The organism is Pseudomonas phenolilytica (assembly GCF_021432765.1).
GTDB lineage: Bacteria > Pseudomonadota > Gammaproteobacteria > Pseudomonadales > Pseudomonadaceae > Stutzerimonas > Stutzerimonas phenolilytica.
Map to the genome: position 1 here is coordinate 2,925,620 of NZ_CP058908.1, position 14,748 is coordinate 2,940,367.

The window sequence follows — 14,748 nt, forward strand, 5'->3', positions numbered from 1 at the left end:
GCTCGATGCAGCCTGCTAGGCCGGCACGTCCTGACGGGCGCTGATCTGCTGGGCGATCTCGATCATCTGCTCGCGCATCCAGCGGTTGGCCGGGTCCTGGTCGGTGCTTTCGTGCCAGTAGATGTGGGTTTCCAGCGGCGCGATTTCCACCGGCAGCGCGGCCTGATGCAGGTTGTGGCGGCGGGCGAAACGTTCCGGCACGGTGACCACCATGTCGGTCTGTTCGATCACCTGGGTCGCCATCAGGTAGTGCTGCGAGCGCAGGGCGATCTTGCGCTGCAGGCCCATCTTGCCCAGTGCCAGGTCGACCAAGCCCAGGCCGCTGCGGCGACTGGAAATATGCACATGCGACAGCCCCAGGTATTGCTCCAGGCTCAGCTTGTCCTTGGCCAACGGATGACCGGGGCGCATGGCGCAGATGTAGCGGTCCTCCAGCAGGCGGACATGGCGTACCTGCGGGTCGGTGTTGAGCGGGGCGTCCATGGCGAAATCCAGGCGGCCGGCGGCCAGTTCCTTGGTCGTCTCACGGCGCTTGGCCAGCATGCTCTCGATCTTCACGTTCGGCGCCAGGCGGCGCAGACGCTGGAACAGCGGCGGCAACATCACGGCCTCGGTGAGGTCGGTCATGCTGACGCGAAACACCTTGTTCGCCTGCGCCGGATTGAAGGTGCGGCTTTCCTGTACCGACACACGCAACAACTGCAAGGCGTTGCGCACCGGGCCGATGATGTTCTGCGCCATCGGCGTCGGCACCATGCCCTGCGCGGTGCGCACGAACAGCGGATCGTTGAAGGTCTCGCGCAGGCGAGCGAGGGCGTTGGAAACGGCGGGCTGGGTGATGCCGACGATCTGCCCGGCGCGGGTCAGATTGGCCTCGGTGTAGATGGCATCGAAGACGATGAACAGATTCAGATCGACCTTGTTCAGGTTCATTGTTGTGCTCCGGCGGGGTAACGGATGCGGCGATCATATATCGGTGATGAATGTTTATACACGAGGAAAATAGCTTCGATAAATCCATAAGCGTCCTCTAGCATCGATTGCATATACCCACATCGCCAAAGGTTGCCGTCATGGATTTTGCGTATTCCCCCAAGGTTCAGGAACTCAGAGCGCGCGTGCAGGCGTTCATGGACGAGCACGTCTATCCGGCCGAGAAGGTCTTCTATCGGCAGGTCGCCGAGGGTGATCGCTGGCAGCCGACCGCCATCGTCGAGGAACTCAAGGCCAAGGCACGGGCGGAAGGCTTGTGGAACCTGTTCCTGCCGGATTCGGAGCTGGGCTTCGGGCTGACCAATCTGGAATACGCGCCGCTCGCCGAGATCATGGGCAGTTCGGGCCTCGGCCCGGAGGCGTTCAACTGCTCCGCGCCGGATACCGGCAACATGGAAGTGCTGGTGCGCTACGGCAGCGAGGCGCAGAAGCGCCAATGGCTACAGCCGCTGCTCGCCGGCGAGATCCGCTCCTGCTTCGGCATGACCGAACCGGGCGTGGCCTCCTCGGACGCCACCAACATGCAGGCCCGCGCAGTGCGCGAGGGTGACGAGTGGGTGATCAACGGCCGCAAGTGGTGGACCTCAGGCGCCAACGACCCGCGCTGCAAGATCATGATCTTCATGGGTCTGACCAACCCGGAAGCGCCGCGCCACGCGCAGCATTCGATGATTCTGGTGCCGATGGACGCGCCGGGCGTCACCGTGCTGCGTCACCTGCCGGTGTTCGGCTACGACGACGCGCCGCATGGCCACGCCGAAGTGCTGCTGGAGAACGTGCGGGTGCCATATGAGAACGTGCTGCTCGGCGAGGGGCGCGGCTTCGAGATCGCCCAGGGCCGCCTCGGGCCGGGACGCATCCATCACTGCATGCGCTCGATCGGTGTCGCCGAACGTGCGTTGAAGCTGATGTGCGAGCGCTCGGTGGCGCGCACGGCGTTCGGCAAGCCGCTGGCGCGACTGGGCGGTAACCTCGATCACATCGCCGATTCGCGCATCGAGATCAACATGGCACGGCTGCTGACGCTCAACGCCGCGCACATGATGGACACGGTCGGCAACAAGGTCGCCGCGAGCGAAATCGCCCAGATCAAGGTGGTGGCGCCGAACGTGGCGCTTAAGGTGATCGACCGCGCCATCCAGATGCACGGCGGCGCCGGTGTCTCCGACGATTTCCCGCTGGCCTACTGGTATGCCGGACAGCGCACGCTGCGCCTGGCCGACGGCCCGGACGAGGTGCATCGGGCTTCCATCGGCAAGCATGAACTGGGCAAGTACGTGCCGCGGGAACTGCTGCGCGGCCATTGATCGAGTAAGCGACCTGTCGAGCGGGTCCTGCACCAGCGTGCCGGGCCCGTTCGCGTTCAATAGACCCAGATTTCCACCCGGCGATTCTTCACCCGGCCGCTACCCTCGTTAGAAGCCACGGGAAGTTCGGCGCCCATCCCGTTGATATCTCTAAAGTAAACATCGAAGCGATTCAGTTCCCGACGCACCGTCATGGCGCGCAGTTTGGACAGCAGGGCGGCGCGCGCCGGATCGCTCTGTTCATCGCCGAAACCGACCAGCACCGCGCTGTGGGTGAGTTTGCCGTGGCTGCGCAGGTAGTCGGCCACGCGTGCGAGATCGCGCTGCGCCTTGTTGTCCAGCTGCGCGCTGCCTTCCTCGAAGCGGAAATTCACGGTCAGCCGGTGCGCCTCGTTGGCCAGCTGCTGGTAGAAGGGCGGCATGTCGGCCTGCGGCTCCTGCTTGACCGCCGCGACATGCTGCGCAACGTAGCCGGATTGTTCGACGATGCGCTGGCCGGCGATGCTGTGGATGTACTCAATGTAGGCCTGCGTCCAGGGCGTCTGGTCACTGGGGCGGGCATACAGGAACAAGCGGCGCGACAGTGGATAGTCCTCGGTCGCGACCAGCGCACTGTGCGGCAGCATCGGCTGCGACTGGCCGTCGGCAATCGCCAGCGCCTTGGCCTTGCCCAGCGAGGCGAGGCCGGTAAAGCCGATCGCGCCGGGGTTCATGCTCACGGCGCGGGCCAGATCGTCGTTGGATTCGTAGCGCCGGGCACGTTCGGCGAGGGTCATGCCCTGACGCGCCAGGACCAGCTCGTTGAAGGTGTCCCAGGTGCCGGAGCGGCTGTCGCGGGCATGCAGTTGCACGGTCAGATCCGGCCCGCCCAGCTCGCGCCAGTTGACGATCTTGCCGGCGAACAGGCCGGCCAGCTGTGCGGTGTTCAAGGACTGCACGGGGTTGTCCGGGTGCACCACGATGGCCAGGCCGTCGATGGCGATGACCTGTTCGGCCTGGGCGCTGCGCATGTCGCCGAGGGCGGCAAGCTCGTCGCGCTCGCTGGGCTTGATCGACCGCGAGGCTGCCGCCAGATCGCCGCTACCGTCTTTGAGGCCGGCAAAGCCGGTGCCTGTGCCGTGCGCCGCCACCGTCGCCTGCACGGGCTTGCCCGCCGGGGTGCTGGCCACGATGCGCTGTTCGTTCTCTACCCCGGTCGGCTCGATGCGCACCTCTTTCAGGCCCTGGGCCTCGAACAGGCCGGCGATCAGCATCGGCGCGAGCCTTGCGCCCACGGTGTTGGAGCCGTGAATCCGCAGCACCGGGCTGCCATCATCCGTCACCGGCAGTGCGCCGACGGCGTGCAACGAAACGCTGCAACCGAGGCCGAGCACAAGCAGTGACAAAGCCCGTCTGCACAACCCGCCCAGCGCCATGCGTGATGTCATCTCGCTACCTCCCCTGTGAAGGCCGCGAGATTAAGTCAGTCGAATGACTGAAATATGACAGCGTGCGCTCTGCGACGCGGGCTGTGAGCCATGTTGCAGATGTGCGGGAAGAGGCTTGACGCCGCGTCGAAACGCGGCGGAGGCGTCAGGCGCAGTCGATCCACACCGGGCAATGGTCGGACGGCTTGTCCATCGCGCGGATATCGTAGTCGACGCCGCAATCGCGGACCCGCGCGTGCAGCGGCGCGGTGGTGAGGATGTAATCGATGCGCAGGCCACGTCGCGGATCGTCTTCGAAGCCGCGGCTGCGGTAGTCGAACCAGCTGAATCGGTCGGTGACGGCCGGGTTGAGCGTGCGGAAGCTGTCCTGCAAGCCCCAGGCCTTGAGGCGCCCGAGCCACTCGCGCTCTTCCGGCAGGAAGCTGCACTTGCCGGTACGCAGCCAGCGCTTGGCGTTCACCTCGCCAATGCCGATGTCGCAATCTTCCGGCGAGATATTGAAGTCGCCCATCAGGGCCAGCGCCTCGCCGGGCGTGAAGCGCTGTTCGAGCAACGCCAGCAGATCCGCGTAAAACTTGCTCTTGGCGGGAAATTTGACCGGATGCGCACGGCTTTCGCCCTGCGGGAAGTAGCCGTTCATGACCGTCACCGGCTGCCCGCTGGCGTCGGCGAAACGGCCCCAGATGAAGCGCTTCTGCGAGTCCTCACCGTCGTCGGGAAAGCCCTTGTGGATTTCCAGTGGCGCCTGGCGCGAGAGCAGGGCGACGCCGTAGTGTCCCTTCTGCCCATGAAAATGCACGTGGTAGCCGAGCGCCTCGATGTCTGCCTGAGGGAATTGCTCGTCGGCGACCTTGGTCTCCTGCAGGCCGATGACATCGGGCTGGTGGCGGTCGATCAGCGCGGCCAGCTGGTGCGGTCGCGCGCGAAGACCATTGATGTTGAACGAGACGATTTTCATGAGCAGAGCAGGTTCCGGCGAAAAAAACGCAGAGTTTAACAGGCGTTTTGAGCATGTCAGGCCTCGCCGCGCTCGCCAGCGAGCGTGCGCCGGCCAATCGCAACCGACCGGAAAGCCTGCAATGGCCCGACGCCAGTGCTAACGTGCATTCCAACCGCACGACAAGAGAGCCGACCATGACGGATACGTTGGAAATCAGGACGCTGGACAGCGGCTACGCCCGCGAAGCCCGTTCCCTGCTGTACCACGCCTACCGCCACGACCCTACCTTCGCCTATCTGTTCGACGTCGATCGCCCCGGCTACGACCAGCGTGTGCGCGCCACCGTGCGCGAGCTGGTCAACCAGCACTTCCTGCAGGACCAACCCGCGCTGGGCCTGTTCCTTGAGGACCGGCTGATCGGCGTGGCGCTGATCGCGCCGCCGCAGCGCCGCCTGGATGTCACCGAAAGCTGGGTCTGGCGCCTGCGCATGCTGTTGACCGCTGGCCTGCGCTGCACCCGGCGCTATCTCGACTACCATGCCACGGTGCTGAGCTGCCTGCCGCCCGGCGCGTTCCATGTGCTACCGCTGCTGGGTGTGCATCCGCAGTTCCAGGGCCGACGCTACGGTGAGCGGCTGCTCGAAGCGCTGCACAACTGGTGCGCCGACGATCCGGCTTCCGAAGGGTTGGTCATCGACACCGGCAACGCGCGCTACCTCAATTTCTATGAGCGTCAGGGCTATGAGGAAATCGGCCAGGTCGCGATCGGCCCGGTGATCGAGCACGTGTTCTTCCATCCCGCACCGCAGCGCGTCACCGCGTCCGATCCCGTCGTCGAGTGAATTACCGTGCGGTTTCGCCGGTCTCATCCGGCGAATCCACACATAGGCCGTCCTTGTTCCGCCGTCCCGTCATCCGGCCATATGCCGCATGCGAGAGCGTGCGGTGCTAGCATTCCTGCCATGCCGATCTCGATCAGACGCAGCATCGCCTGCGCCGTCCTTCTCTGTCTGACCTGCGCCAGCGCCTGGGCAGCGGAACTGGACGTGCGGCTGGAGCCGGACAACCGCGCGCTGCGCCAGAACGTCGAGAACTACATCGGTGCGCTGGGCGAGCGTGACGAGCGCGAACTGCTGCGCTACAGCCGCATCGCCCATCGCCAGGCGGAAAAGGCCTTGCAGGCGCTCGGCTATTACCAGGCGCAGATCGACAGCCAGGTACAGGGCGGCGAAACCCCACGGCTGATCCTGCGCATCCAGCCCGGCGAGCCGGTGCGCCTGCGCAATGTGCGTGTACAGGTCGAGGGCCCGGCGGCGCAGCAGGCGACGTTCCGTGTGCCGCAACGGCTGCACAGCGGCGAGGTGCTCGATCACGGGCATTATGAAGAGACCAAGCAGCAACTGCTGAACCAGGCCTCGCGCTACGGCTATTTCGACGCCCGCTTCACCCGGCAGCGCCTGGCTATCGACCCCCGGCAGGGTTATGCCGATATCGATCTGGTGTTCGACAGCGGCCCGCGCTATCGCCTCGGCGAGGTGGAGTTCACCGGTGATACGCCGTTCGACGAGGACCTGCTGGCGCGCATGGTGCCGTTCGCCGCGGACACCCCCTACGACTCCGACCTGATCGCCGAACTGAACCGCGCGCTGCAATCGAGCGGCTATTTCGAGGGTGTGCGGGTGGACGCCAACCCTGCCAGCGCGCAGGCGCAGCGAATTCCCATCGCTGTCCAGCTGACCACGCGCAAGCCGCGCACGATGGGCATTGGCCTGGGCTTTTCGACCGACGTCGGACCGCGCGTGCGGTTGAACTGGACGCGCCACTGGGTCAACCCGCAGGGCCACAGCTACGGTGCGGAAACCGAGCTGTCGGCGCCGCGGCAGAACGTCGGCCTGTATTACGACGTGCCGCTGGACCCGCCGCTGACCGACAAACTGCGCTACGTCGCCGGTTACCAGTACGAAGAGCTGGCCGACACCGACAGCCTGAGCCGCCTGCTCAAACTCGGGCCGGAGTGGCACAGCGAGCTGCCCAGCGGCTGGCAGCGGGTGCTCTCGCTGAAATGGCAGCATGAGGAGTACCGCCTCGGCGACGATTCTGGCTTGAGCACGCTGCTGATGCCTGGCGTGGCCTACAGCTACCTGCGTAGTGACAGCCGCATCGACCCCAGCGAAGGCTATCGCCTGCAGTTCGAGCTGGCGGCGGCCAAGGATGGCGTGCTGTCGGATGCCAATCTGGTGCACGCCAACGCCCAGCTGCGCGGCCTGACGACGCTCGGCAAGCGCCATCGTTTCCTCGGGCGCGTGCAGCTGGGCGGCAACTGGACCGACGAGTACGTCAACGTGCCGCCGTCGCTGCGCTATTTCGCCGGTGGCGACCAGAGCGTGCGCGGCTACGACTACCAGAGCCTGTCGCCGACCAACTCCGACGGTGACCGCATCGGCGGCCGCTACCAGTTCGCCGCGAGCGCCGAATACCAGTATTCGATTGCCGAACGCTGGCGTGTGGCGACCTTCGTCGACCAGGGCAACGCCTTCAACTCGCTGGATTTCCCGACGCTCAAGAGCAGTGTCGGCGTCGGGCTGCGCTGGGTGTCGCCGGTCGGACCGATCCGCATCGACCTGGCCCATCCGCTGGACGGCGATACCGGCGTGCGCCTGCACTTCTCGATGGGACCGGAGCTGTGAAGCGCTTCGGCGGATCGCTGCTTGCGCTGCTGCTTGTGCTGAGCGTGACGCTCGGCGGGCTGTTCGGTACCACCGCCGGTAGCCGCTGGCTGCTCCAGCGCGTGCCGGGGATGCAGGTCGAGGGGTTTGCCGGCCATCTCGCCGGGCGCTGGCAGGCCGAGCGTTTGTCCTGGCAGCAGGGTGAGCAACGCGTCGAGCTGCTGGCGCCGCGCTTCGCCTGGTCGCCGGGCTGCCTGTTGCGGCTGACGCTGTGCATCGACGAATTGGTTGCCGAGGACGTGCAGCTGCATTTTCCGCCGGGTGTCGAAGACACCGATGGCGCGCCGTTCAGCCTGCCGGACATCCGCTTGCCGCTGGCGTTGCGCGTGGAGCGGATCGAACTCGGCCGTGTTCGGCTGAACGAGATCGAGCAGCTGAAGGGCCTGCAACTGCGTGCCGACTGGCGAGGCGAGGGGCTGGATATCCAGGCGCTGCATCTGCGCCGCGCCGATGGCGAGCTGCAACTCAGCGGGCGCCTGCAACCGAGCGGTGCCTGGCCGTTGACGCTGGTCGGCCAGGCGCAGCTCGGCCTAATTGAAGGGCAGCCGTGGACATTGGCGCTGCGCCTCGATGGCGAATTGCGCGACCGGCTGGCGCTCACCGTCGACAGCCGCGGCTATCTGGACGGCACGCTCAGCGGCTACCTGCAGCCGCTGGCCGAGCACGTCCCGGCGACCCTGCGCCTGCAGGCCGAGGGCTTTCGCGCCACGCCGGAACTGCCCGACAGCCTGCGCCTGGATGCGGTCGAGCTGACTGCCAGCGGCGACCTGCAGGAGGGCTATCGGCTGCTGGGCAACGCCGAATTGCCGGGCGACGGCGGGGTAGTGCGACTGGCGCTGGACGGTTTGCTCAAGGCCAGCGGCGCGATACTCGAGGTGCTCGAACTGGATGCTGGCGACGGGCAGTACGTGCGCCTGCATGGCCAGCTCGACTGGCAGCAAGCGCTGGTGGGCGAGGCGAATCTGGCCTGGCGCAACTTTCCCTGGCAGCGACTCTACCCGCTGGCCGAGCCGCCGCCCGTCAGCCTGCGCGAGCTGAACGCCCAGCTGCAGTACGACGATGGCGCCTACCTCGGTCACTTCGAGTCGGCGCTAAGTGGTCCGGCCGGCGATTTCAGCCTGGACAGCCCGCTCAGCGGCAACCTGGAGGTGGTGCACCTGCCGCAGCTGCAGCTGCGCGCAGGCCAGGGCGCAGCCACTGGCAACCTGAGCGTCGGCTTCACCGATGGCGTCGCCTGGAAGGCCAACCTGCAACTGAGCGAGCTGGACCCGTCGTACTGGCTGGCGCAGCTGCCCGGCCAGCTCGGCGGTACGCTCAGGAGTCGTGGCGCTCTGCGCGACGGAACGCTGCAGGCCGAGGCCGAGCTGGACCTTGTCGGCCAGCTGCGCGGCCAGTCGAGCCAGCTGCAACTCTCGGCGGCCGGGCAGGGCGCGGGCTGGGACGTCCCGCGCCTCGACCTGCGCGTCGGGGCCAATCGTATTCATGGCTCCGGGCGCTGGAGCGAGACGCTGGCCGGCGAACTGCGTGTGCAGATGCCGCGTCTGGCGCAGCTCTGGCCCGGGCTCGGTGGCCGGCTCGACGGCCTCGTGCAGCTGGCCGGTAGCGCGGCGGCGCCGCAGGGTTCGGCACGTCTGAACGGCCAGGCATTGGCCTACCAGGCTAACCAGGTGGAGCGCCTGCGCCTCGATGCGGCGCTCGGCGAAGGCGAACGCGCGACGCTGCGGCTGGTCGCCGATGCGCTGCAGCTGGGCGATAACGACATGGGCAACTTGCAGCTCGATGCCAGTGGCACGCGCGCGCGTCATCAGGCCGAGCTGCGGCTCGACGGGCCGACGCTGGATTTCTCCGCTGCGCTCGAGGGCAGTCTGCAGAATGCCGACTGGCAGGGCCGCCTGCTGCGCGCGGCGCTCCAGGCGCACGAACAGCGCTGGGCCTTGCAGAGCCCGGCGGCGATCAGTCGTCGCGCCGATGGCCGCGTGGAGCTGGGCGCGCACTGCTGGCTGGCCGCTCCCGCATCGCTCTGCGCCGAAAAGCAGCGACTGCTACCGCAACCGCAACTGCGTTACCGACTGCGCGATTTCCCGCTGAACAGTCTCGCCGGCTTCTTCCCCGAGGATTTTGCCTGGCAGGGCGAACTGAACGCCGATCTTCGCCTGGACCTGCCGGAGGCCGGGCCGAACGGCGAGTTGCGCATCGACGCCGGCGCTGGCGTGCTGCGCCTGCGCGAGGGCGAGGTCTGGCACGATTTTCCGTACCGCACGTTGACGCTCGACAGCCGACTGCGGCCGGAGCGCATCGACAGCCAGCTGCGCTTCGACGGTGGTGAGCTGGGCGAGGTGGACGTCAGCACGCGCATCGATCCGCGCCGCGCGATCAAGCCGCTGGAGGGCGAGTTCCGCCTGCGTGGCCTCGATCTGGCGGTCGCGCGACCGTTCGCGCCGATGATCGAACGGCTGCAGGGCGAGCTGAATGGCAGCGGACGGCTGGCGGGCAGCCTGCAGGAACCCGAGCTGCGGGGAGAGTTGCGCCTGAGCGGCGGCGAGGTTGCCGGCAGCGAACTGCCGGTAACGCTGGAGCAATTGCAGGTGCGCCTGCTGATTGATGGCCAGCGGCTGCGGGTCGATGGCGACTGGCGCAGCGGCGAGCAGGGGCACGGTGCCTTGAGCGGCACGCTGGACTGGCACGCCGCGCCAGACCTCGATCTGCGTCTGTCAGGCGAACGCCTGCCGGTGGTGGTGGAGCCCTATGCCGATCTGGAGGTCGATCCTGCGCTGCGTATCAGTCTGGCGGGCGATCAGCTGGCGATTGCCGGTACGCTGCGTGTCCCGCGTGGCGCCATCACGGTGCGCGAGCTGCCGCCGGCTACGGTCAAGGTTTCCGAGGACGCACGCATCGTCGGTACCGAGCAGGCGCCGGCGCAGACGCCGCTGGCGGTGAAGATGGATATCGACGTGGAGGTCGGTCAGGAGCGCCTGCGCTTTTCTGGCTTCGGCCTCACCGCGGACCTTGCCGGCCGCCTGCACATCGGCGACAACCTCGATGCCCGCGGCGAGCTGAATCTGAACAACGGCCGCTATCGCGCCTACGGGCAGCGCCTGACCATTCGCCGCGCGCAGCTGCTGTTCACCGGCGTGCTCACCCAGCCGTATCTGGATATCGAGGCGATCCGCACCGTCCAGGCGCATGATGTGGTGGCCGGCCTGCGCATCACCGGCAGCGCCGAGCAGCCGCGGGTGGATGTGTTTTCCGAGCCGGCGATGAGTCAGGAGCAGGCGCTGTCCTATCTCGTGCTCGGCCGGCCGCTGGGTGCCGACAGCGGCGACAGCAACCTCTTGGCCCAGGCCGCGCTGGGGCTTGGCTTGGCCGGCAGTGCCTCGATCACCGGCGGGCTGGCGCAGCGCCTGGGAATTGAGGACTTCCAGCTCGATACCGAAGGCAGTGGCGCCGCCACCAGCGTGGTCGCAAGCGGCCGGCTGTCCGAACGCCTGACGCTGCGCTATGGGGTCGGGGTGTTCGAACCGTCCAATACCATCGCACTGCGCTATCAGTTGACCCGGCGCCTGTTCCTCGAGGCGGCGAGCGGTCTGGCCAGTTCGCTCGATCTGTTCTATCGGCGCGATTTCTGAACGGTGGCGTTGTCGTACTGAGTCCGGGAGCCTCATCGGGCGCCCGTACGACTCCGGTCGAGATTGGTGCTCGCCAGTGATTCAGATGCTGACCGTCTGGTCTGGATCGGACTGTCGAAAAATCGCCGACGCAGCGTGATTCAAGACTCGCAGCGATATCGAGCGGTGCTAGCATTTGCGTCGTCTCGCAAGCCTTCGGAGGACCTCGCCGCGCCGATGATCGGCACGGTCGCGTAACTCAAGGCTCCCGCTCAAGAACAAAAAGGTGCATCAAATGGAATTTCTGCAAAACCTGGTCAATGACGTAAACGCTTTCATCTGGGGGCCACCGATGCTGGTACTGATCCTCGGTACTGGCCTGATCCTGATGGTGATGCTCAAGCTCATGCCGCTGCTGCGTATCGGCACCGGCTTCGCCCTGCTGTGGCGCGGTCGCAGCCGGGGTGACGACGAAAGCGGTGAGATCACCCCGTTCCAGGCGCTGATGACCGCGCTGGCCGCGACGGTAGGCACCGGCAATATTGCCGGTGTGGCCACGGCGATCTTCCTCGGTGGTCCCGGTGCGTTGTTCTGGATGTGGTGCACGGCGCTGGTGGGCATGGCCACCAAGTACTGCGAAGTGGTGCTGGCGGTGCATTACCGTGAGAAGGACAGCCGCGGCGAACACGTCGGCGGGCCGATGTATGCGATCAAGAACGGCCTGGGCAAGAAGTGGGTCTGGCTCGGCACGGCCTTCGCCATCTTCGGTGGCCTCGCAGGCTTTGGCATCGGCAATATGGTGCAGGTCAACAGCATGGCGCACGCGCTGGAAACCACCTTCGCGGTGCCGCTGTGGCTTACCGGTGTGGCCACGATGGTGATCGTCGGTCTGGTGATCCTCGGTGGTATCCGTCGGATCGGCGTGGTTGCCGCTTCGCTGGTGCCATTCATGTGCGCGGCCTACATCATCGCCGCCATCGTGGTGCTGGTGGTCAACGCCGAGGCGCTGCCGGCGACGTTCGAGCTGATCTTCACCCATGCTTTCACGCCGATCGCCGCGACTGGCGGTTTTGCCGGCGCGGCGGTGATGGCAGCGATCCGCTTCGGCGTGGCGCGTGGCATCTTCTCCAACGAGGCCGGGCTGGGTACTGCCGGCATCGCCCAGGCGGCGGGCACCACCTCCAGCTCGGTGCGCTCGGGGCTGATCGGCATGCTCGGCACCTTCATCGACACCATCATCGTCTGCTCCATGACCGGCCTGGCGATCATCTGCACCGGCGTCTGGACCAGCGGCGAGAGCGGCTCGGCATTGTCGGCCGCGGCATTCGAGTCGGCCATGCCGGGGGTTGGTGGCATCATCCTGACGCTGTCGCTGGTGATCTTCGCCTTCACCACCATCCTGGGATGGAGCTACTTCGGCGAGAAGTGCTGGGAGTTCCTCGTCGGCACCAAGGCGATCCTGCCGTTCCGGGTAATCTGGGTAATTGCCGTGCCGTTCGGTGCCATCGCCCAGTTGGATTTCGCCTGGCTGCTCGCCGACACGCTGAACGGCTTGATGGCCATCCCCAACCTGATTTCACTGTTGCTGCTCAGCCCGGTTGTGCTCAAGCTGACCCGGGAATATTTCGCGCGCCGCTGAGGCCGCGTGTTTCGTTGTCTGTCCTGCCGCGCGGCATGCCCGCGCGGTGCCGTTTCATCCATGCGTGTCTATCAAAAAGGAACAATCCATGAGCGAAGTGACCCTGCACGGTACCCCCATCCAGGTGGTCGGCGACTTTCCGCAAACCGGCCAGCAGGCCAAGGCGTTCCGACTGGTCGGCAACGATCTGGCCGACGTCGAGCTGAGCAGCTTTTCCGGCAAGCGCAAGGTGTTGAACATCTTCCCCAGCATCGACACGCCGACCTGCGCGACCTCGGTGCGCACCTTCAATGCCAAGGCCAATGCCCTGCAGAACACCGTGGTGCTATGCATCTCGGCGGACCTGCCGTTCGCGCAGAAGCGTTTCTGCGGCGCCGAGGGGCTGGAGAACGTGGTGAACCTGTCCACCATGCGTGGCGCCGAGTTCCTCGTCGATTACGGCGTGGCTATTGCCAACGGCCCGCTGGCGGGTGTCGCGGCGCGAGCGGTGGTCGTGCTTGATGAGCAGGATCGCGTGCTGCATAGCGAACTGGTCCGTGAAATCGGCGACGAGCCGGACTACAACGCCGCGCTCGCGGTACTCGGCTGACAGCTGTACATGACGGATGCCGTGCAACGCGGCGTCCGTCCTCTTTCTGACGACATAAAACCAGCGACCATGTCTCCGCCGCCTGTCGCGCTCAATTGGTAGCCCGCTGCGCTAGGGTCTAGCGTTCCCCCGTTACCATCGATTCGATGGTGTCCAGGCCCGCGTAGTGGCAAAACACGATTAATCTGCCCGGCAGCAAAATCTTTTTGCCCCACAGCGGTCATAGAGCTGATTGCCAAAAGAATGGATTCACTTTATGCCCACCTCGCACGTAAAAAAGATTGGTGTCAGCGGTACCGGGATGATCGCCAGGGGTTTTATTCGGCTGATCAAACAGCACTATCAAGACATGGAAATCTCGCGTGTCCTCACGCGACGACCGCTCGCCACACTGACCGATTTTCCTCTTGCCGAGCGACTCACCAATTCGCTCGATGAACTCATCGACCATTGCGACCTGCTGGTCGAATGCAGCGGTGACGTGTTCCACGGCACCGAGGTGATCGAACGGGCATTCCAGGCCGGATTACCGGTGGTGACGGTGAACGCGGAACTGCAGGTCACCACGGGTTCCTACCTGGCCGGCAAGGGCTTTCTCACCGAGGCCGAAGGCGACCAGCCCGGCTCGCTTGCGGCGCTGCATGAAGATGCGCTGCAGATGGGCTTCCAGCCGCTGGTCTACGGCAACATGAAAGGCTATCTGAACCATGATCCCTCGCCCGAGGACATGGCTTACTGGGCCAATCGCCAGGGCATCAGCATCGATCAGACGACATCGTTCACCGACGGCACCAAAGTGCAGATCGAACAGGTGATCGTCGGCAACGGCCTGGGTGCCACCATCACCCGTCAGGGGCTGGAGGGGCTGGCCTCGACCAATCTGGACGACAGCGCCAGTCTGCTCGGCATGATGGCCGAGCGCCTCGGCCAGCCGATCGTCGATTACGTGGTGCCGTCCGGCTATGCCGCCGGTGGCGTGTTCCTGGTTTGCCGGCACGACGCCGAACAGGCGCCGGCGATCGAGTACTTCAAGCTCGGCCGCGGGCCGTATTACACGTTGGTGCGGCCATTCCACCTGTGTTCGCTGGAAGTCGGCAAGACGGTGCGGCGGGTACTCGCCGGTGGCGGGGTGCTGTTGAACAACTCGACCGCGCCGACGCTGGGCGTGGCGGCCATCGCCAAGCGTGCGATGAAGCCCGGCGAGCTGATCGAGCGCGGCATCGGTGGTTTCCAGTTCCGCGGCGAGGCGATCAAGCTCGACCAGCATCCCGACCACGTACCCATCGGCCTGCTGCGCAAGACCGCGCTGCGTCGGGCGGTGGAGCCGGGACAGATCATCACCTTCGACGACATCGATATCCTGCCCAGCCGTGCGCTGGATATCGTCATGGAGCAGCGCCGCGCGCCGGCCGAGTCATCGCCGCAGTGGGATGCATCGCTCCTGCCACCGATGGGTATGGTCGCTATCGGCGGTTGAAACACCGCTGTCTGGAGGAGGCCGCCGCGAGCGGCCTTCTGCGTT

At 65.9% G+C, this 14,748-nt stretch carries 10 protein-coding genes; 7 read left to right on the forward strand and 3 right to left on the reverse strand.

The window, feature by feature from the left end; translation table 11 throughout:
* Positions 1-15 precede the first annotated feature (15 nt).
* Positions 16-933 carry a LysR family transcriptional regulator gene (locus HU825_RS14085; protein WP_054094784.1) on the reverse strand — a complete coding sequence of 306 codons (918 nt, stop codon included), beginning with the start codon at positions 931-933 and terminating at the stop codon, positions 16-18.
* 140 nt (positions 934-1,073) lie between these two features.
* Between HU825_RS14085 and HU825_RS14090 the strand changes: the two genes are divergently transcribed.
* Positions 1,074-2,300, forward strand: a complete 1,227-nt coding sequence (locus tag HU825_RS14090) for an acyl-CoA dehydrogenase (protein WP_043298576.1) — start codon at positions 1,074-1,076, stop codon at positions 2,298-2,300.
* Between the two features lie 56 nt (positions 2,301-2,356).
* On the opposite strand, the gene HU825_RS14095 is transcribed toward HU825_RS14090, so the two are convergent.
* Together HU825_RS14095 and xthA are read right to left on the reverse strand one after the other, a co-directional pair.
* Positions 2,357-3,727 carry a phosphate ABC transporter substrate-binding/OmpA family protein gene (locus tag HU825_RS14095; RefSeq protein ID WP_234302282.1) on the reverse strand — a complete coding sequence of 457 codons (1,371 nt, stop codon included), beginning with the start codon at positions 3,725-3,727 and terminating at the stop codon, positions 2,357-2,359.
* A gap of 145 nt (positions 3,728-3,872) precedes the next feature.
* A complete protein-coding gene (gene xthA, locus HU825_RS14100) occupies positions 3,873-4,685 on the reverse strand; it encodes an exodeoxyribonuclease III (protein ID WP_008567148.1) in 813 nt (270 codons plus the stop codon).
* A 176-nt stretch (positions 4,686-4,861) separates the two neighbouring features.
* Between xthA and HU825_RS14105 the strand changes: the two genes are divergently transcribed.
* The 6 genes from HU825_RS14105 (at position 4,862) to HU825_RS14130 (ending at position 14,703) form a co-directional block, all read left to right on the forward strand.
* Complete coding sequence (locus HU825_RS14105; protein WP_054094780.1) at positions 4,862-5,509, forward strand: GNAT family N-acetyltransferase; 648 nt, start codon at positions 4,862-4,864, stop codon at positions 5,507-5,509.
* Between the two features lie 120 nt (positions 5,510-5,629).
* Entirely contained in the window at positions 5,630-7,354 is a 1,725-nt protein-coding gene (locus HU825_RS14110) for an autotransporter assembly complex protein TamA (protein ID WP_234302283.1), read from the forward strand.
* Positions 7,351-11,019 carry a translocation/assembly module TamB domain-containing protein gene (locus HU825_RS14115; protein WP_234302284.1) on the forward strand — a complete coding sequence of 1,223 codons (3,669 nt, stop codon included), beginning with the start codon at positions 7,351-7,353 and terminating at the stop codon, positions 11,017-11,019. The genes HU825_RS14110 and HU825_RS14115 overlap by 4 nt, the downstream gene beginning before the upstream one ends.
* Positions 11,020-11,293: 274 nt before the next feature.
* Complete coding sequence (locus HU825_RS14120; RefSeq protein ID WP_043298587.1) at positions 11,294-12,637, forward strand: alanine/glycine:cation symporter family protein; 1,344 nt, start codon at positions 11,294-11,296, stop codon at positions 12,635-12,637.
* 88 nt (positions 12,638-12,725) lie between these two features.
* Positions 12,726-13,226, forward strand: coding sequence for a thiol peroxidase (tpx, locus tag HU825_RS14125; protein WP_043298591.1), 501 nt, complete (start codon positions 12,726-12,728; stop codon positions 13,224-13,226).
* 301 nt (positions 13,227-13,527) lie between these two features.
* A complete protein-coding gene (locus tag HU825_RS14130; RefSeq protein ID WP_043298619.1) occupies positions 13,528-14,703 on the forward strand; it encodes an NAD(P)-dependent oxidoreductase in 1,176 nt (391 codons plus the stop codon).
* The last annotated feature ends 45 nt before the right edge of the window (positions 14,704-14,748 follow it).